11 protein-coding genes are annotated in these 18150 nt (G+C 57.5%); 2 read left to right on the forward strand and 9 right to left on the reverse strand.

Annotation, left to right across the window (positions count from 1 at the left end; translation table 11 throughout):
• Window positions 1-940: 940 nt before the first annotated feature.
• From C444_RS08535 to C444_RS08575, 9 genes are read right to left on the reverse strand one after another with little or no spacing between them, the layout of a single operon-like run.
• A complete protein-coding gene (locus C444_RS08535; protein ID WP_004592305.1) occupies window positions 941-3157 on the reverse strand; it encodes a type IV secretory system conjugative DNA transfer family protein in 2217 nt (738 codons plus the stop codon).
• Window positions 3154-3909, reverse strand: coding sequence for a relaxase/mobilization nuclease domain-containing protein (locus C444_RS08540; protein ID WP_004592306.1), 756 nt, complete (start codon window positions 3907-3909; stop codon window positions 3154-3156). The genes C444_RS08535 and C444_RS08540 overlap by 4 nt, the downstream gene beginning before the upstream one ends.
• Window positions 3906-4379, reverse strand: coding sequence for a hypothetical protein (locus tag C444_RS08545; RefSeq protein WP_004592307.1), 474 nt, complete (start codon window positions 4377-4379; stop codon window positions 3906-3908). The genes C444_RS08540 and C444_RS08545 overlap by 4 nt, the downstream gene beginning before the upstream one ends.
• Window positions 4376-4753, reverse strand: a complete 378-nt coding sequence (locus tag C444_RS08550) for a hypothetical protein (protein WP_004592308.1) — start codon at window positions 4751-4753, stop codon at window positions 4376-4378. Before C444_RS08550 ends, C444_RS08545 begins: the two co-directional genes overlap by 4 nt.
• A gap of 5 nt (window positions 4754-4758) precedes the next feature.
• The gene (locus C444_RS08555; RefSeq protein ID WP_004592309.1) at window positions 4759-8013 is read right to left on the reverse strand and encodes a VirB4 family type IV secretion system protein; all 3255 of its coding nucleotides are present in this window, start codon (window positions 8011-8013) and stop codon (window positions 4759-4761) included.
• Complete coding sequence (locus C444_RS08560; protein ID WP_004592310.1) at window positions 8013-9698, reverse strand: hypothetical protein; 1686 nt, start codon at window positions 9696-9698, stop codon at window positions 8013-8015. Before C444_RS08560 ends, C444_RS08555 begins: the two co-directional genes overlap by 1 nt.
• Window positions 9699-9700: 2 nt before the next feature.
• Window positions 9701-10537: a hypothetical protein gene (locus tag C444_RS08565; protein WP_004592311.1), complete on the reverse strand. Its 837-nt coding sequence runs from the start codon at window positions 10535-10537 to the stop codon at window positions 9701-9703.
• Window positions 10534-12594, reverse strand: a complete 2061-nt coding sequence (locus tag C444_RS08570; protein ID WP_049909350.1) for a hypothetical protein — start codon at window positions 12592-12594, stop codon at window positions 10534-10536. The genes C444_RS08565 and C444_RS08570 overlap by 4 nt, the downstream gene beginning before the upstream one ends.
• A 7-nt stretch (window positions 12595-12601) precedes the next feature.
• Complete coding sequence (locus C444_RS08575; protein ID WP_004592313.1) at window positions 12602-13057, reverse strand: pilin; 456 nt, start codon at window positions 13055-13057, stop codon at window positions 12602-12604.
• 787 nt (window positions 13058-13844) lie between these two features.
• On the opposite strand from C444_RS08575, the gene C444_RS08580 reads away from it, so the two are divergent.
• Window positions 13845-16700 (forward strand): hypothetical protein, encoded by a 2856-nt coding sequence (locus C444_RS08580; protein ID WP_004592314.1) that lies wholly within the window; start codon window positions 13845-13847, stop codon window positions 16698-16700.
• A 286-nt stretch (window positions 16701-16986) separates the two neighbouring features.
• Entirely contained in the window at window positions 16987-18141 is a 1155-nt protein-coding gene (locus C444_RS22740; protein ID WP_004592315.1) for a hypothetical protein, read from the forward strand.
• The last annotated feature ends 9 nt before the right edge of the window (window positions 18142-18150 follow it).

The following is an 18150-nucleotide window of genomic DNA, read 5'->3' on the forward strand; positions in this document are numbered from 1 at the left end:
ACGCCACTGACAGACTCGCGATGCTCGTCTGTCGTGTCCTCGTTCACTCTCGCTCACTCGGACGACGGGGCGCTGCGCTCGGCGCGGTCGCGCGCCTCACGCCGGTCCACTCGTGCCTGCAGTGGCGGGCGCGATCCCCGCCGGGAATCGGACAGTCCCCCGGCTGAATGCCACACTAAATTACGATAGTGAAAGAGTGTGAAAACAAGGCGTGTTGTACTTGTTGGGATTCAGATACAAAGCTCCGGACATGATGGTGTGGTCGCCGGCCGGTGGCTGTCGGGTTGTGCGCCACGAGAACCCGAAGCGAGCGAGGGTCGAGCGTGGGTCTGCCAGCACTGGCTCAACTCGAGTGTGGTCGTGATCGGCGTGGCCCTGGACGTCGGCGGCCGGCAACGTGCGTGGCACAGTGGACTCGCATGGCACTCGGTGGGGCTGGCCCGCCGTGTCGAAGTCACGATATGGCTCCGGGGAGTGAGGCGACTTCTATCTGAAACTCAATAGGTTTCCTTGCGGGGTGAGTGTGTCAGTCTTCGCTCTGGGTAGGTTCCGCGATCCACTGTCTCTTCCTTTGTTCTATCTCTTATGTTTTCCTTCTTATGTCTCTCGCGCCTCCGCCGGGATATGCACGACAAGGTAAAGAGTGTAGTTTGTATCCGATTCTGGGCGATTCATACCCATGCCGTCCTGCGATTTGCTGATGATTCGTCGCCGTGTTTGAGTGATTCACCGTGATTCAGATTAGCAAATTACCGACGCCTTCTTGCGATTTCGCATATAGAATAGTCCGAAGAAAGTAACTTCAACAACTCTGATATAAGTCGAGTGCTACAGTCTCGACAAGACCCGGTTACCAACTTGCAGAGAAGCACCACCACGTCACGGAAATAAGAAATATACAGAATATCTTATAGTTAGAACACGGGCAAATTGATGTAGGTCACATGAACTCAGATGGCCTGCGTCGCTCTCCGCTTGCCTCAGTTTCGTCCCGTTCTTCACTCTTGTCAGTATCAGCCTCCGTGTCCGATTCAGCAGGCGATTCACTCTCCTCCTTCTCAGCAGAGTCCGTCTCGTCACTGCTGTGATCTGGGACCGTCTCAGGGGAGTGGTCGCCATCGTCATCGGACAGCTGTTGGTCCTGATCCGCGCCACCAGAGTTACCCTCTAAATCTGATATATCTGGGTGGTCTGTGTCCGGAGACGTGACGGCAGTGTTCGCTGTTGTCTGGTCGAGTGGGTCGCCCGACTCGTCGTCGCCCAACCCGTCTGTCGCGTCGACGGTCGGCTCGACTTCGGAGTCACGATCCGACCCACTCTCTCCGGACTCATCATCGTCGTCCTCACCAAGTGACCCACGAAGCACATCGTCGAGCCGAGCCCGGGTGAACGAGAACCAACTGTCGCTCTCGATGTCGGTGTCATCGTCAGTGGGTTCCGGCTCCGAACTGCCCGGCGACTCCGCACCCTGTGCCGGGAGGCTATCGCGAACGTCGTCTAGTTCGTAGGACTGCCCGTGGACCCACGTCGTCCGAGAGACAGCAACGCACTCACCGGGCTGAAAGTCACGGAGCAGACCAGAGGTGACCGGCGTTTTGTCCTTCTCTTTGTACGTGTCCCGAGCCTGCGTCCGTGGGTTCTCGCCGCGCCCTTGATGGCTCATCGACACCATCTCGGACCGGTCATACTGCCGACTCTCGCCGAGTTCGTCGAGGATAAAGTCCGTCGACTCGCTGTCACCCGGACCGAAGTAAACGCCTTGCGGGCAGTTGCCGACAATGCCAGAGATTGTACTGTACGTGTCCTTGAGTTGGCCGATTGTTTGCACGCCGACTAGTGCCCGAGCCTTGTGTTTCCGCCCTCGGGCGGTAAGGTTCGTCACCTGAGTAAGCGCCGGCAGCGCGTCAATCTCGTCGAGGATGTGGACCGTCGGATTCGAGGCGTTCATCGCGTAGCGGATCGACCAGTCCACGAGCAGCTGATACATCGGCCCGAGCGTTTCCAGTTCCGTCGGGTTCGAGTCGATGATGAGGACTCGGCCTTCCGGGTTCTCGATATATTCTTGCAGTGAGAACTCCCCGTAGTCTCCGAAGTCACCAGTGAAGACGGGGTCGACGTTCTCTTTGATCGTTTGGTAGACGTTCTGTGCGCCTTTGCCTTTATCAGGGTCGATATGACCCGAATCCGGCCGGTCGAACTCGTCAAGCGCTTTCTTGAGCGCGATGTGGCCCTCGTTGAGCAGCGAGACGATATCGGCGTGACAGAGAGCATGGCGGCGACTGTTCTTTTTCGCGCTGAGATGCAGGTACATCAGCATCTCCGCGAAGGTCTGTTTGGCGGGCCGATGGAATGGGTCGTGGCCGTCGGCTTCGCCGAAGATCGCGCCGGCGACCTCACGGAAGTCCGACTCTGAATCGGCGTCCTTGAACAGATTCCAGACTACGTCGCTATCTTCGTGGCGGATGCGCTGAACCTCAAAGCCCAGCTCCTCGTAGAATGCTTGAAAGTCCTCGCCGGTATCGTGAGCAATGACCGCCGTGTCACTGTAGTACGGGAACTGGTAAGCCAGTAGTTTCATCATCGACGTCTTCCCGCTTCCAGTCTCGCCCACGACGGCTGTGGAGACATCTTGATCGAGCGTGAACGGCATCTCTGTGTCGTTGTGTTCGTGAGAGACTTCTTCGAGCGGGACAACGGACTCCCCGTCGTCATGCTCCCACTGGTTCATCGCGAGCATTTCCGGCGAGGTCCGGCGGAGTAGTTCCCCAGAGAACACGATACCGATTGAGATGGCATACAGGATTACCGTGGTCGAGTACGAGAGCATCGGCAGCGATAGCCCCGGCACGGTGAAGTCAGCGAATAGTGTTCCGACTGAGATGGCAGCCAGAACGTGTGCGAACGGGAACAACAGCGCTGCGCTGGGTGTCTGGACAAGCACGTCGTAGAAGAACGCCGCGCTGATGAGTCCAAAGCCGAGGTAAATGTAGCGCCACGCCCAGAACCGCTTCGGAAGGACCTTGTCACTATCGACGATCATCGGTGGGAAAAGCAGCATGAACCCGGCCCAGACGAACCCGACGACGTTGTCGTACTTGAGGCTATTCGGGACTTCGCCAGAGCGTTGTCCCGGTGGTGCAGAGGAACTAGAACTCACTGCCACCACCCGACTTCGCGTTCGGGTTCCTGCTCGCGTTCAATATCAACTTCGGGTTCGCGTTCAGTTGCCGCCTGTTCTTCGGCTCTCTCCGCAGCACGTTCTGAGAGTGGTTCAGTTTGGCGCTCATCGTTCGCTTTCTCAGCCGTGGGCTGGCCGACGTCTTTCTGCTGGCTCTTCTCAGTCGCCCGTTTGAGCGCTTTTTCTGCTTCGGGGTTCAGCGATAGTTCTTCCTCATGGTACTGCTCCCGTGCTTCTTCATCCACGACCCGACCGATGTCCTCCGGAGAATCACTGGCGGCAGCCGTTGGGTCACGCGTTCGAGCGGGTTCTTCAAACGCGGTTTCCGCCCGTTCACTGAGTTTCTGGATGTCTTCTAAATCCATTTCCAGCTCTGCCTGCTTCCCAGTAGCTGCGACATGTGCATGTGGAAAGTCTGTATCCCGGTGGACAGCATACACATAGTCGGTTGTCGGCTGGCGGGCAAACTCTTGGTTCATTACGTCCCGAGTGTTGGTCTGAACCTCTTGGGGAGAATACTGTCCAGTCGGATCTGGCGAAACGATCAGATGCCGCTGGAATCCGAACTCTTGACTCTTGTCGACAAATCGGTCTACTTCTGGGTCGGAGAGTTCTCGGCCGGCCGGGTTCCGTAGATCAACTGTCGCTCCGGCATCCTGGTCTCGGTCACGGCGAATATAATCGACGAGGTTCCCTGCTCCGCTCTGCTGATAGTCCGTTTCTACAATCATGCGCCATCACCCGCTGCGCCGGCGGACCCCTGTCCGTCTTCGCTGCTACTGCCTTCCCCTGCAGGAATCGCTTCGGACTCAGTGTTGAGCTCCTGTCCAGTGAACCGTTCAGCAAACTTCATCGCAAGCTGTTGCTCGGCAGTAGAGTAGTCGTCTTTAATCAGCTTCCAGATTGAGATAAGATACGCTGTCCGCACTCTCTGGATGTGCCGTACTTCCTCGAGTGTTTCAGACTCAAATTGGTCCAGAGTCTCCCCCAGTTCCTCCTTAAGAGAGTCCAAAATGACTTCTATCTCAGTATCAGTTCCATACCGGCCGTACTGATGCTCCCCAGTTTCACGGTCAATGTGATCCTCAATCATCTCATGACCATACTCCGAGATTGACGTATCCTCTTCATCGGCTAGTTGTTCAAGCCACTCCCGATTTTCGTCAGTCGTATAGATCTGAATGACAGTTCTCTCACTCATTCTTGACCCTCCTTGTTACGGACGTTGTCTACCTCTTCCTGTAGCTTGTCTGTCGCTTCATCCATCGCAATAGCACGCTCCTCTGAGGAGTAGTCTGTCGAAATCAAGTCCCAGAGAGCTACTTCATAAGCCAACTCTTCAGTTGTCTCAATATCTGCTGCCTTGTTCACTTGCTCTGTCACACTCTCAGCGATCTGTTCCAGCTCTGGTTCCAGACCCAGTTCCTCCGCACGCTGATCGTGCAGCTCACGGGCAATGCGTTGCTCCGTAGCTTTCAGGATATACTCCGATAGGTCTTCATCTACCTTCCGAGCCTGCCGTACTATCTGATCTCTCTCTTCTTCACTCATCCGTAGCGAGATTATGTCATTCATGTGAATTACTCCGTAGTGTCAAGCTCCGCATCAGTCTCTGCCTCGATACCACCGTCAGCGACAACTGCTTCTGGCTGTGTCTGGTCAAGCGCTACAGACACCACATCCACCAACTCGTCTTCGCTGAGTCCGTTGAGGACGTGTTCAGCCTTCTCCGGGGACAATCCACGATTCGCTAGCTCTTGCTCGACTGCCTTCGAGCGCACGAACTCTTCGAAATCAGCAGCGCGGGAGTCAGCCTCGTGAGCAACAACGTCGAGCGCATCTTCCGCGTCAGCGTCGAGGTCAATGATCTGCTTTTCCTCCCACGACGTCTTGATCGTCAGCGGGTAATCGCCATGTTCGTCGACGCGAACCAGTGCTTGCGAGTAGCCCTGTCCGTCGCCCAGCGACTCCTTGCCGGCTTCGGCGTGCTGGATGTAGGACTGCTGTTCGCTCGTTAGCCCAGCGCTCGTTGCGGTTTCGTCGCCCAGTTCCGGCTCGCGGTGATGCACCTTGATCGGGCACATTCCTGCGATTTCCTCAGCGGCTCCCTTGTCCTCGAACTCAGAGAGCGTCTGGGACAGCATCACCAGTCGCAGTCCGGCGTGGCGCTGGTGCCGCGCAATCTGGTTCAGCGACTCCAGATTTGCGTCGTCGTTGAACAGGTAGTGAGCTTCGTCGATGATGATCTCGACCTTCTGTTGCATATTCTTGGCCTGCTGGTACAGCGTCGACAACAGCAGTTGCATGATGAACGACTGCTTACCGAGGCCACTACCCGAGCCTTCGACCTGTTGGAGGTCCAGATAGACGGCCTTGCTGCTGTCGTCGATCAGCCGCAAGTCCGACTCTTTCGAGAGGTTGCCAAAGGTACTCCCCGGCCGGAACGGATGCAGTGCAATCGAGAGTTCGTTTGCGTACTGCTGGATTTTCTGCTGGGACGATTCCGTCGTCGCTCCCGGGAACATTTCTGGCTCTTCCTGGAGGCGGTCAACGACTTCGAGGAAGTCACTCAGGTCCGGCGAGTTTTCCGGCGTGTGCGTCGACGGGTCCGCTGGGTCGATATCGGACTCGGAGAATATCGTGTCGATCAGGAACGTGATGAGGCCGCTGTGCATCTCCAGATCGACATCCCGCGATTGCAGGAAGTTCTCGATCACTCCGTACACTTCGTCTTTCTTCGCTGAGACGGGCTGCATATCGGGGGACTGTTCGAGCACATGCTGAGGCGTCGGATGCATCTCGCACGGGTTCAACGGCGTCTCGCCGCTGATTGTGATCGTCTTTGCATCCAGCATCTTCGCGCTGCCGTGCATATCCCCGACCGGGTCGATGTAGATCTGCTTGACGTCCGACCGCTTTTTCAGCATCCGCATCGCCCGAGCCTGCGTGCCGTGGGTCTTCCCGCCGCCGGGCATCCCAGTTACCAGCTCCGAGTGGCCGGTTTCCAGTTCCCACGGGTCGATCAGCAGCGAGGAGTCGTTGTGGCCGTGCAGTCCGTACTCGATGCCGTCCTCCATCCGCAGGTAGTTCGACGAGAACGGGAACAGCGACCCGAGCGCTTCCCCGGTCATCGAAGAAAGCCGATTCTGGCCCAGTTCGTTGGCCCCGATCGGCGAGACGGTCACCAGTCCTGCTTCCTGCCGGCGGGTCGTTCGCTTGACCCCACAGTTCGACGGCGAGTCGCGCAGCAGCGTTTCGAGCCGGTTCGTTTGCTTCCGGAGGTCTTCTTCGGTCTCCGCAGTGAGGCGGATGAACGCCCCAACACGGAACAGAGACGTGTGATTGCGCCGGACCATCTGCCGGATGTACTTTGCCTGGTTGACCTCCTGTTCGATATCCTCCGCTTCCAGCTCTCCTTTGTCGTTTTGCAGCATCTTCAGCGAGGAAATCCACTCCTTCATCACCGACACTGCTGTATCAGCGTCGTATGGGTCGATGTGGATTGAGACGTCGACGGCGAGGTCCGTATCCAGCAGCAGTTGCTCCAGCATCCCACTCGTCGGATGCTCGGGATACGTCTCGATCCAGAAGCACCGCGTGTACGTCTCTTGGTCGATGAGGGCGTGGTCGGCTTCCCATTCGATATCCGTCGGCGCGACCAGTGATCGATGGTTCTCTCCCGGTCTATGCAACTGGGAGACGAAGTCAGTCTCGTCGACCTCGTAGTCGGTCCCACCAACGTCGTCGGTGTCCATCCCCTCCGCAGCGTCGTGGGCTGTGGCACCCTCGCCGTGCTTGATGAGTTCCCGAGCGGAGTACGTCACCGGAGAGACGGAGGCCGCCTCTTCGTACTCGCGTTCCGACCGCGTTTCACAGGCCCAGTAGTCCTCAGTCAAGTGCGCCAGTTCGTGGGGGCTGACCGACCGGCTACGGCACCGAAACATATTGTTGACTGCTCTGTCGACGGTTTCGAGCCGGTCGTGGAGCTTCTTGGCTTTGAACTCTTCTCGCTCGGCGTCAGTGAGCGTGTCACTGTCGAATCGAGTGAACAGCCGCCCAATGACCGGTATCCCAGTCAGGTAATCCGCGATGGAGTCGCTGTTCATCTGGAGGTCGTGAATGTCGTCGTCAGTGACCCAGACGACGATGTAGTACTTGCGCTGGAGTTCAGTCTCAGTTTCAACGTTGCCGCTGTCGTCGATGTAGCGGTTGACGAACTCCATGAGGACGCCCCGGAAGATCGAATGGCTCTTCGCATCGGGGTCGTCGAGTCGGTCGATATGCGCTTGGATGTGGGACTCGTTGTCGACTTCGGCCGTCGTGACGTGGAGTTTCGCCCGCCCAGTCAGGGATTCAGACAGGCGTGTGAGTGACTTGACGGCTTTGTCCCATTTCTCGTCGTCCTGCAGCGACATATTGGCGGGCTCGACTTCGACCGCGCCGACGTACGCTCCGTCGACGCGCTCAATGCCGTGGGGCATAACCCGCTCTAATCGGGTGACCTGCCGAGTATCCTGATTCCCTTGGCCGTGAGTGTACTGGCGCTTTTTGACGAGCCAGAACAGTTTGACCCGTAGCCACTCAGTCAGGCGATAGTGATCTGGCCGGACTTTGTGCAGGATGTAGAGGAACACTTCCACGACCGCTGTGAGAGCCAACGTGGGGAAGAACAGCGCCGCTGGCACGAATGGCATCCCCATCGCGACGAGGAAGCCAAACGGCGGGATGAGGAACAGGATGAGTTCCCCGAGTGTGTAGTCGCCCCAGAAGTTGGTCGAATCTCCGAGCGATTCGTGGATGATGTTCGTGTTGTACTCTTCTTCTGAGTCAGCCATTAGTCGTCATCCTCCTTGTGAGGCAAGCCGTCGCGGTACACATCCGGCCCTAATATATCGTCATCAGTTGCAAACACATCCCTGAGCGAGTCGTACGACTCGGACTCATCGGACTCCGTGGTCTCGGTATCGTTCTCGTCGAAGTCGTCGTCGGAGAACGGCGGGTCTGAGTCAGACTCGTAGACTCTGGTATCGCCAGAGTTGATCTGTGTTTGGCGCTCCATCTTGGTTTGGCGCTCCATCTTCGTCTGGCGTTCGCTAATCGGAGTGTCGTCACTCTCGGAGTCACCAGACGAGCCAGACGAGCCGGACGAGCTGGACGAACCACCGTTGGTGAATCGGCTGTTGAGGGGACTTCCACTGGACCCGCTCCCGCCGCTGGAGGGCGGTGAGCCACCAGATCCACCAGACCCGCTACTGCCACTGCCGCCGCCAGAAGGCGGAGCGGAACCGCCTGAGCCACCGGAGCCACCGCCGCCGGAGCCACTGTTGCCGCCACCTCCGGAGCCGGTGGGACTACTGCCGCCACCGGAACCGCTAGAACCCCTCTTCATGCCAGCGGGGTTAGCTGCCATCTGGCGGTGGACCATCTGGGCTCCCGTGGCAGCACTGCCGACACGCCCTTTTGCAGCGCCTGAGGCAGCCCGAATCGTGCCACCCGTCGCCATTGCTGCGCCGGGGCCACCGACCGCGCCAGCGCCGGCTGTCGCCGCTGCGCCACCAGCCGCCGCACCGATCTTGAGTGGCTTTTTGCCGCCGGCGAGCGCCTGTTCGCTGACTTGGATTGCCACACGGCTACTGCGCTGGATGAGGACCTTCTGAGACTTCGCCGCCAAGTACAGCGTCACGAGGCTGATGAACAGGGACAGGTCAGAAGCCAGTCCCCAGTTTGTCGCTTCAAAGCTCATGCGGATCAGGATCGCAGGCGGGATGCCCGCAGCGAGGACTCCGGGATATGCGCCGGCGACCTGTTTTGCCAGTCCCGAGAAGCGGTTCAGCGGCCAGACTTCGACTGCCCAGAACGTCGCAACCAGTGGCATCGACAGCGTCAGCAGGAAGACCAGCAGCCACCGAGTGATGAAGATGAACGCCGCCTTGAGGTAAACGTACAGTCCAACAACCATGAGGACGAGGAATATCCCAAGGCTGAGATCCGCAATCTGCTGGACTGAGCCAATTAGTGCGGCGATCTCTTCTTTCGACTGACCGGAGCGGTAAGTCGCCTCACCGATAGCGTCGAAGAATTGTGTCCCTAGTGAGGCCACTGGGAGCCAGAAGAACAGCGAAAGGAAGGCAACTCCGAGGCGACGTAGGAGTTTCTTCCGGATAACAGGGTTCATTGACCCGTACCTGAGCCCAATCATCGCCAGAACAGAAAGCTGGATGCCGAGCGCTAACCCAACGATTCCATCGAAGTAGATGCCTGAGATTAGCGAGTTCCACGGAGCATTGCTCGCCGACTCAAATGCAATGTCGACAGGGGCTGCTGAATTCGGTCCTTCAGGGGCAGGTGTCCCAACCATTGGATCGATAAGTTTCTCTAGAAACCCGTCGAGATAATCAACGATGTCCGATTTGAGTTGATCAAGGAAGCCACTGATACCAGATGTAATTGCCGACGAGAGTTCTGCAACCACCCTCTCGGCAATCTCCTTCACGATTTCCCCAGCAATTTCCGTCTGCATTGCTATGTCTCTGTCTCCGCTGGGGTTGCAGTGATTTCTTCTGGCTCACCGGCCAGAGATCGTTTGCAGCCGCTTGTGTCGTCATATCTGATGGGCAGGCTGACTGTAACTGAGTCGCTCCAGAGAAAATTGACAGTCAGTGCTTGATCGATCTCAACTATTTCACCTCTCTCATCAACTCTCCTACAATTACCTCCATGGTCTTCAAGAAGGAAATCAAATTTAACCACAGCGGTTTCGCTGGGCTTCACTGGAACGAAGCGATTGCTTTTCTCCTCACCATTCAGTAGTGTCTGAGATGCTGCATCTGTGCGTTTCCCCACGTTCCGCACAACCATCGCCAAGCTACCATCGACGAAGTCTGGATGTTCAGCCCCAGGGATAACCTCCTCAAACTCAAACGTAGTGCCCAGTTCGAGTGGGAGTTTGGTTTCGACGTCGTCACCACGGAGATAGAGCGTGTGCTGTCCCCGAGGCAGCGGTTCGTACGAATCCTCTCCTTCTGTTAGCGAGAGGCGTGTCCGGGTCTCGCCAGGACTGAAGTAGTCACTGGAGAACTCCCGACCGGACTCTGTGATGATGCTAACCGATGAGGGCTCAATCTCATCGGTCACAGCCACTTCCAGAGCCAATTGACGGCCGTTCTCGACAATCTCAATCGACGTCTCTTCGATGTAGTCGGACTGCTCTTCTGGCGGGCCGGCGCTTCCACCGTCTCCGCCGCTATCATCAAACAGCCCGCCACTGCAGCCTGCAAGCGCGGCAAGGCTCCCGCTAAGGAGTCCAAGCACTGTTCTGCGGTCGATACTGCTGTTTCGTGGTATATCTTGCTTTGTCATGGATTATACCAACCAACAAATTTGCCTCTCGTCCAGACGTCGTAGCCATACAGCGCCAGCACAGCCGGCAACACTGTCAGGAGCGTCACCACAGCGAGGTCGATGAACTCCGCAAGGTCTGGGAGATCGAGTTCATACGCGACCCGCTCTTGGGTGTCTCGCACTGGGACAGCACGCCCTTGCTCCCACCAGATCTGAGCCGGGCGATACGTGACTATCGCCGAGGAGACTTCGCCTTGGTCGACGGTGACCGTAATCTCATCATCGCCAGACAGTGACCGTTCGACCCGGGACTGACCCGTTGCGACGGTAACGTTCCCTGCCGCAATCGGGAAGCCAGCCGTCGGTTCGACACGGACCAGCAGGTCCGTCGAGTTGTCGGTCGAGTTGACGACCTCGGAGGTGATATTGACCTCGCGGATTAGCGTCGGGTTCGTCGAGTCCGCTGGCTGTTCGATGCTGTTCCCGCGAACCAGTCCGTTGATCTCGAAGTTCTCTGTCCGGAGTTGTTCCGCACTCCGAATGGTAAACCGATCTGCCGTCGTGAACGTCTCCGAACGGTTGATCCGAATCTCCGGCGGGAGCGTCGTCCTGTTGGTTGCGTTCGCCGTCGTGTTCGCAGTCGCATTTGCCGGATACGTCGCTTCGAGCGATGGGACGAACCGCCAGCCGTCGGCACTCTCGTTTTGGACGCGGTTGACCGTGACCTCTGGGCCTTCCGTCGTCCGGACAGCGTGGGTTTCGAGAGGTCGTACTGGCGTGGTCGTGTTCTCCGACCAGTTTTCCCAGCCCGGCGGTGAGCGAGTATAGAACCGCCACTTGCTCTGGACTTCGTATCCGCCATCGAACTGGACGCTCTGCCAGCTGCCGGGGATTACAGTCCCGATGCGATAGTCGTCGGTCGTGGCCCCTCTGCCGTTCGGCACGACGCCGGGCTCGACGACCATGGCCCGCTCGGAGAGATTTTCCACCTGGACTGTCCGTGAGTCCGTGACCGTCAGTTCGTACTCGTCAATCTCGTCATCGCCAATCTCCGAGATATTCGTCGAGATCGTCGTGACCAACTGGAGTTCAGTGGTTCCGTTGATCTCCGTGTAGTTGAGGGTGGGCTGGGCGGCAGTGCTGTTGTCCATCGCAGTGCCGTTGGCGTACAGCGTCGTGTTCGTCGACGTGTTCAGGACGCGGAAGTCGTCCTCGAAGAACTCCGAGATGTACACCCGGTAGTCGTGGATGGCACGAACGGTCCCGTTCGGACGGACCAGCCGTTCCGTGCCTCCCTGTTGATGGACGACCGTCGATGGCTCGATGCTGAAGAACGCGACGTAGGCGTCACGAATCCAGAGTCCAGAGCGAGTGTCCGTGACGTTCACTGGGTGCGAGGCGTTCTCGATGCCAGTCCGGAACGAGTCGTGTTCGGGCCGGTTCCACAGCGTCGTGTTCGAGGGCTCGCGAGAAACCATATCTCCCGTGCATGAGGGCAGGACGGCCAGCGTGCCGTTCTCAGCCTCGGCCCGGTCAGCCCGTGTGAGGTTCGGATGATCGGGATCGCCAGACCACAGCGCACGGAAGAAGGTGTGGTTGTGGTTGTAGGACCGGTTCGGGGGCAGGACACCCGGCGTCGCGTTGTCCCCGACAGAGGCATTGGCCGGCGGGTTCGAGGCGTTCTCGTAGCACGAGACTTTCGCGCTGAGGTTCTGCCTTGCTCCAACTTCGACGGACCTGTTTGCTTCTGTCTGGTTCGCCGCTGGCCCTCGATCAACGGACTCGTTGCCCTCGGTTCCGTTGGCTGTTGTCCTGTTGCCTGCTGGGTCTTGGACGCTAGATTCGTTGTTTTCGGTGCGATTCGTCTGTGTTCCCTTGCGGTTGGAGCCATTCGGTGCGGTGGCGTTTTGCTGGAGTACCCCCACGCCACCGTGACTCGTGTCGGGAAGGGAGTGTGCCGTCCCCCGCTCAATTTGGGCTGGGTTGCCACCAGCGGACGCCGGCCCCGCAGCTGCGGCTGTCGAGAGCAGCGAGCAAAGGGCCGCGATCATCAGCAGTGAGCGGAGTGATGGCATCGTATCTTCAGAATGGCGTCACGCAGTCGGAAAAGCCGAAGCCGACGTTGTCCCCGAACTTTGTGATGAGCTCTGGAGCTACGATTGCCAGCACGACGACGCCGAGGCCAACCAGCGAGAGGATGAGGTCCCGGCGGGCCTCGTTTTGCTGGTTCGGGTTGCCAGAGGCCCGCATATACGACAGGCCACTGCGACCGACGAACACCATCGTTGCTGGCAGGCCAAGACCAGCCAGCGCGCCAAAGACGACGTTGACGCCATCCTCGACAGCAGTGTTACAGTAGATGTTCCCGACGTCGGTCTGGCCCATCGCCGAGCCAGCAAACAGCGTGAGGATCAGCAGTAACTGCGTTGTCTGTCGCACGCCGGGCGTGAGCCACGCGTCAGCAAACCGCCGCTTCGCGTGCGTGTAGAGTGTTGGTTGTGCGGTCGATGCGTTCGATGCTGTGGTTTGTGTTGACATAGATATCTCTGTTTTTGCGGTCTTGCTTGCCCGCCGATTCCCCACCGGTAATCCGCTGGTAGCGTTATGTTGGTTTTCTTATACAGTTGGTGAATTCTGTCTTGAATCCACCAGCATGTTATGACAGTGGGATGAACAAATAACTTGTGAACAGAATATAACATTCTAGATTTTGACAGGCAGTATTTTACGTGAATGACGTAGTTTTACGCACCCATGTATACTCAGGCTGTGAAAAATATGTTTGGAAAGTATAATTAACTCAGTCACATGAAAATCCTGATACTGAAAGAATATTTAGAATATAGGCTATATATGTCATTATAGTTTCGGCTATACTGTCGGCAAAGTGAAAGGAAAAAATACATATAACCTGACTAGATATTGTCACATACAAGTGCAACGACTCAACAGGGGACCAGCGAGACGGGACCGCTCCCCGTCGACAGCTGGAGAGTCAATCGCAGATCGCTGGTCCACTCAAGACAGTCAACTAACTCTTGTCTGACGCGCGGCAGACAAACTAGCCGCGGTGTTTAAGACAGGAGCGGCCAAACCAAATCAACATCAAGCATACGAAAAACACTCACCGCTAATCGGTGAGAGGCAGGACGCCGGGGTCGTTGGCGCGACCCCGGCTGAAAAGGTGAGCCTACTATCGTTCTCACCTACTGCTTCTTGCCGTGATGAAATAAGCGTTGCGCCCGAACAGAGAGAGCCATCTCTGCGCTGTGTTTGGGCCTAGTCGCGTCGGCAGATAGCTGTGAGACTGTCGTAATCGCCGGACATGACGAGCTTCGACGTTCGCCCCGAGGGGTCGATAGACCCTACCGCACGACTATCACTCGGCCCAGAGGCCATAACGAGTCCTACGGCTCTCAATCGCGCCCTCTGGGAGCCCGACACGCAACTCTCGGATGCACTCTTGACAGCGCTACGCCAACTGGTCGCGGATGTGCCTCGCGACAAGTGGCGGGCGACACTGATCGAAGAGTGCGGTGTCACGGCACTTACTGACGAGATTCCCGGCACGGGAGACGAGTACCACTACGCGACGCTGGCCGCCCAAGCAGCCGACTCTCAGTTGCAGTGGTTCCGGCTGCTGGAAGTGTCTCGCCAGCTCGGTGGAGCAACATCTATCGGGACCCATTCATCGCTTGCTGATGTGCTTGAGGGGCCGATCACGATGCTTGAGGCCGCCGACGTCCAGCCAACGCTTGCCGTCGACGTGCGTGAGTTGTGGGACCTCTCTCGAACACAACGCACGGCGCTGATCAAGTTTCTCGTCGAACTGAGTGTTGGTATCGAGATCGTCCTGACGAACGCGACGCCACGAGTCCAGCGACATCTCCTCTCCGAGTTTGATAAGGTGCTGCCGGCCAGCGTTATTCAGTCTCTGGAATCGTGCCTGCACGGGTCCGACGCCGTGACAACGCGAACAGAACAGCGCCGCCAGCACGTCCGAAATCTCTTGGCCGACCGAGGGGCAAACCATGAGGACTGGAAGCGCCTCTACGCCGTCGCAGATGCCACAAAAGAGGAACTGACCTACGATGCTCTCCAAAGTCACACGCTCTTGGAGTGGTCCTCTCGCGAAGCGATACGCGCGTGGGTGAAGCGGATGGCTGACGCCGATCTGGTGAAATCCTATGGTACACACGAACGGACTGTTCGCCTGCTGCCAGCGGGCTATGCGTTGCTGGATGAACACCCAGACTCCTCTCTCGAAACCTCGTCTGTCCCCTCTGATGGCGGTACGGGGCGTATTGACGAGAGCACGCAAGGAGTGGGTACCAGCCAGCGGGCCGATTCACCCGGCGTTACTGACCCCCCAAAATCTCCGCACAGTTCCGTGTACACCCCAACCGCCAAAGGAGAGGAGGGGGACCGGCCCGACAGCGAGGCCGCGACCGCCACCCGCGGCGGCTCCAGCACCACGCCGTCCGTCTCGTTCCTTGACGGTCACATCCACGACGCAGCGGTCTCAGCGGCCGCTCCCGGCGAAATCGCGCTCTCGTCCCGCACGGTCGACTCGACTGGGGACTCTCGTGGGGTCGGTTACTCATTCCTAGAGGAGCGCGACGAGGTCGTTGTTGAGGTTGAAGCAGCCGGCTACCAGGCCCACACACTGGTCCGTCTTTGTGCGGCGTTACTCTCGGAACCGGCGTTTCAGCAGGTCTTAACGCAGAACAGACTCGCTGGCGGGCCAGACCGGTCTGGTCTTGATGGACTCCCAGTGACTGACCCGTATCTACTCCGGGACGGCGGCTGTCTGGGCTACCTACGAAACCAAGACGCCGACGCGAAGGGGCTTCAATCCCGGCTTCGACAGGCTCGCGACGGCCTACTATCGATGAGTGTTGACGTCGACGTTGAGGACGACAGCAACGACGAGAACAACGGCCTGTCAATGTTGGCCCGGACCGCACACGGCCTGCTCGGCACTGTCTCTCGAATCTATGATATGCTGGGGGTCGACATCACCCGTGTCCTCAAGATTCCTGAGTGGGCTGTCTCGGATGGCTGCCGCCGGGATCACCTCGCGAAGATGATCGCAACCCAGACAGCCGTGTCCAGTCGCTACGGGCTCTATTCCGCGTATCGTGTCCTCTACGAGGACCGCACAGACAAGCGGTCCCAACTTCTCGCGACGCCTGACGTCGATGCAACTGACCCAACCGGCGACACGACTGGCAGCTGGGTCTTGGCCGGGCCGACCGTCGATTCGATGCGCTCGCACCTCGAAAATCTTGACGAGTATCTCGATCTTCAGGACGAGGCTGACGGGTTCTCAGCGTTCATACTGAATGTCGATATCGTCAACGGTGATCGTCGCGACGCCGTCGCCACTGCGCTGTCCCGGCAACTCAGCCTCAAATCGCTGAAACCGACCCGAGAGACGGTTTCGATCCTCCATGCACTGACGAGCGATGCCTTCGCTGCGGCACGGGCCGTCTCCTATCTCGGTGCCGAGACGGACCGGCCACGGAACCTCACGACCGAAGACATTCGGTATGCGCTGTCGATGCTCGATGCCGCCGAACTCTTGCCCGATATCGGCCCCCAGTCTGTCTCGGAAACCGTCGCGATACTGCTGGATGTCGATGAACCCCTGGCGACGGGTGACCTTGCCGACCTTCTGGACGTCTCGACACAGACGCTTCGGAACAATGAGACGTACTTTGCCGACCTCGAGGCTGCCGGCGTCATCCAACGCGAGGATCTTGGGCCGGGTCGAGCGACGGAATGGCGGATTTGTCTCCCGTTCGGCGGCGAGGACAGCAGTTCGCGAGTTGCAACTCCTACCCCTGAGGTGGACACAAATGCCTACGGACCGCAGTTCGCCGACGAGATGGCTGTTATCGCCGAAGTTCTCTACGAACTAGGACACCGGGAGATCGACTACGGCGGTGAACTGACGCTGGCTGTGACAGGACGCGGTGATCGGTTCGACGAGTGGCTGGAGTTGCATCCAGATGTCAGGCCGGTGCTGTCGCCGGTCGCTCACCTGCAGGGGACGACGCTCGAAAAACTGACTGAGACGGGTGACACAGTCCGTTACCAACCCCCCAAATCGGTCGTGCTGGGGCTTGATCCCGATCCAACGACAACGCAGACTTCGCTCGTCAATTCTGCAAACTAGAGAGCAATCCGCCGATCTGGATGATTCCCTCTACGCGGTTGTGATTAGCGCGATAAGCACGACCAACAGTACTCAATCTGACTACCTGATTCAAATCCGATCCTCATTAGCTGTCCGCAACTAGGCGTCTCTGCTGCGGGAGATAGTTGTTGTGTGTGTGCAGTCTGAATTTTTTCGTGAGCCCTCCTTGGACGAATACGATTGATTTGTGCCCGGATGATTCGCCAGAGAATAGATGTCCATCTGGAATCAGACATATATAATCGCCCTGTGAACCGACGTTCAGATGGTCGAACTCACTCTGGATCGGATTGTTAGCCTTGCTGGCGATTGGAATGACGATTCTCGCGCTAGTGAGCAATTTCGGGAAATAATTGAGAACGAACAGACGACAACCGAGGAGATTGAGGCGTATCTGCGTGAGGCAATGGAAGGAACTGAGCAGTACCACAACCGTGCTTTACAGGATATTGTCAATAACATTGGACGACGTCTTGGGTTTGAGGTAGAGTACGGTATCTATCAGGGCAGAAGTGATATAATCGGGTACGACGGCCACTGGAAATCGACTCCGACAGAGGATGAAACCCATCTCGTTGTGGAAACGAAGAAAACGACCGCCTACTCCATCGATCCGGGACAGGCTGGCGATTATATGGCTGAACTCACGAACAGAGACGACATTGAGCGGTCGCAGATCTATGGTCTATACGTAATTGGTGAGGGCGATGTCGAGACGGTTGCACAGACCGTGTTTGGCTCACAGTACCGCGACCGGATGCGAGTGATAACTGCACAACGCTTGCTCGACCTGCTTAAGATTCAGGAAGATTCAGGACTCCGGCATGACCAGGTGGTTGATGTTCTTCTTCCGATCAACGCTGTTGATGTTGGGCAACTTGTCGGCCTGATTCAGGACGTGATTGAGTTTCGAGAGGACAATAGTACGGGTGCCGAATCGACTGGAGCCGGAACTACCGGAACTAGCTGGGACGGTCCACAGACGGGTGGAGATGCCGTCCAAGGAACAATTTCTCGGGACGAACTAGGTGGTCCAAATGATGCGACAGTCGCTGTGTTCCCGTCGCAAACGTCGGGTGTGGAGTTCCTCAAAGAGAATAATGCATGGGGATTCGTCCATATCAATCAACAACCCGAGTACGTAGCGATGTACATATCTGATGATGTCCAGCAGATACACTACGTAGCTCGTGTGCAACAAATAGTCCCGGCTGCTGATGCCACTCTTGCCCGAACGCTGGAGTCATATATTGGCGACCAAGCGGAGTTCGATGAAGGCAAGAAAGTGGTTGTCTTCGAACCTGATTCGCTATACGAGTTAGAAGATCCAATAGAGTACGAAAGCCGAGTTCCGTACTCTCTACGCTACACAGAGCTGAGTCGATTTAAGCAAGCAGAGACAACCGACGATATTCTGTGAGTTATCTGA

Source organism: Haloarcula japonica DSM 6131, from assembly GCF_000336635.1.
GTDB classification, from domain to species: Archaea; Halobacteriota; Halobacteria; order Halobacteriales; family Haloarculaceae; genus Haloarcula; species Haloarcula japonica.

Coding starts and splice junctions, on each gene's coding strand:
- C444_RS08575 (WP_004592313.1), bottom strand. CDS start 13,057: ATGTCAACACAAACCACAGCATCGAACGCATCGACCGCACAACCAACA.
- C444_RS08555 (WP_004592309.1), bottom strand. CDS start 8,013: ATGGCTGACTCAGAAGAAGAGTACAACACGAACATCATCCACGAATCG.
- C444_RS08580 (WP_004592314.1), top strand. CDS start 13,845: ATGACGAGCTTCGACGTTCGCCCCGAGGGGTCGATAGACCCTACCGCA.
- C444_RS22740 (WP_004592315.1), top strand. CDS start 16,987: ATGGTCGAACTCACTCTGGATCGGATTGTTAGCCTTGCTGGCGATTGG.
- C444_RS08545 (WP_004592307.1), bottom strand. CDS start 4,379: ATGAGTGAGAGAACTGTCATTCAGATCTATACGACTGACGAAAATCGG.
- C444_RS08540 (WP_004592306.1), bottom strand. CDS start 3,909: ATGATTGTAGAAACGGACTATCAGCAGAGCGGAGCAGGGAACCTCGTC.
- C444_RS08570 (WP_049909350.1), bottom strand. CDS start 12,594: ATGCCATCACTCCGCTCACTGCTGATGATCGCGGCCCTTTGCTCGCTG.
- C444_RS08560 (WP_004592310.1), bottom strand. CDS start 9,698: ATGCAGACGGAAATTGCTGGGGAAATCGTGAAGGAGATTGCCGAGAGG.
- C444_RS08550 (WP_004592308.1), bottom strand. CDS start 4,753: ATGAATGACATAATCTCGCTACGGATGAGTGAAGAAGAGAGAGATCAG.
- C444_RS08565 (WP_004592311.1), bottom strand. CDS start 10,537: ATGACAAAGCAAGATATACCACGAAACAGCAGTATCGACCGCAGAACA.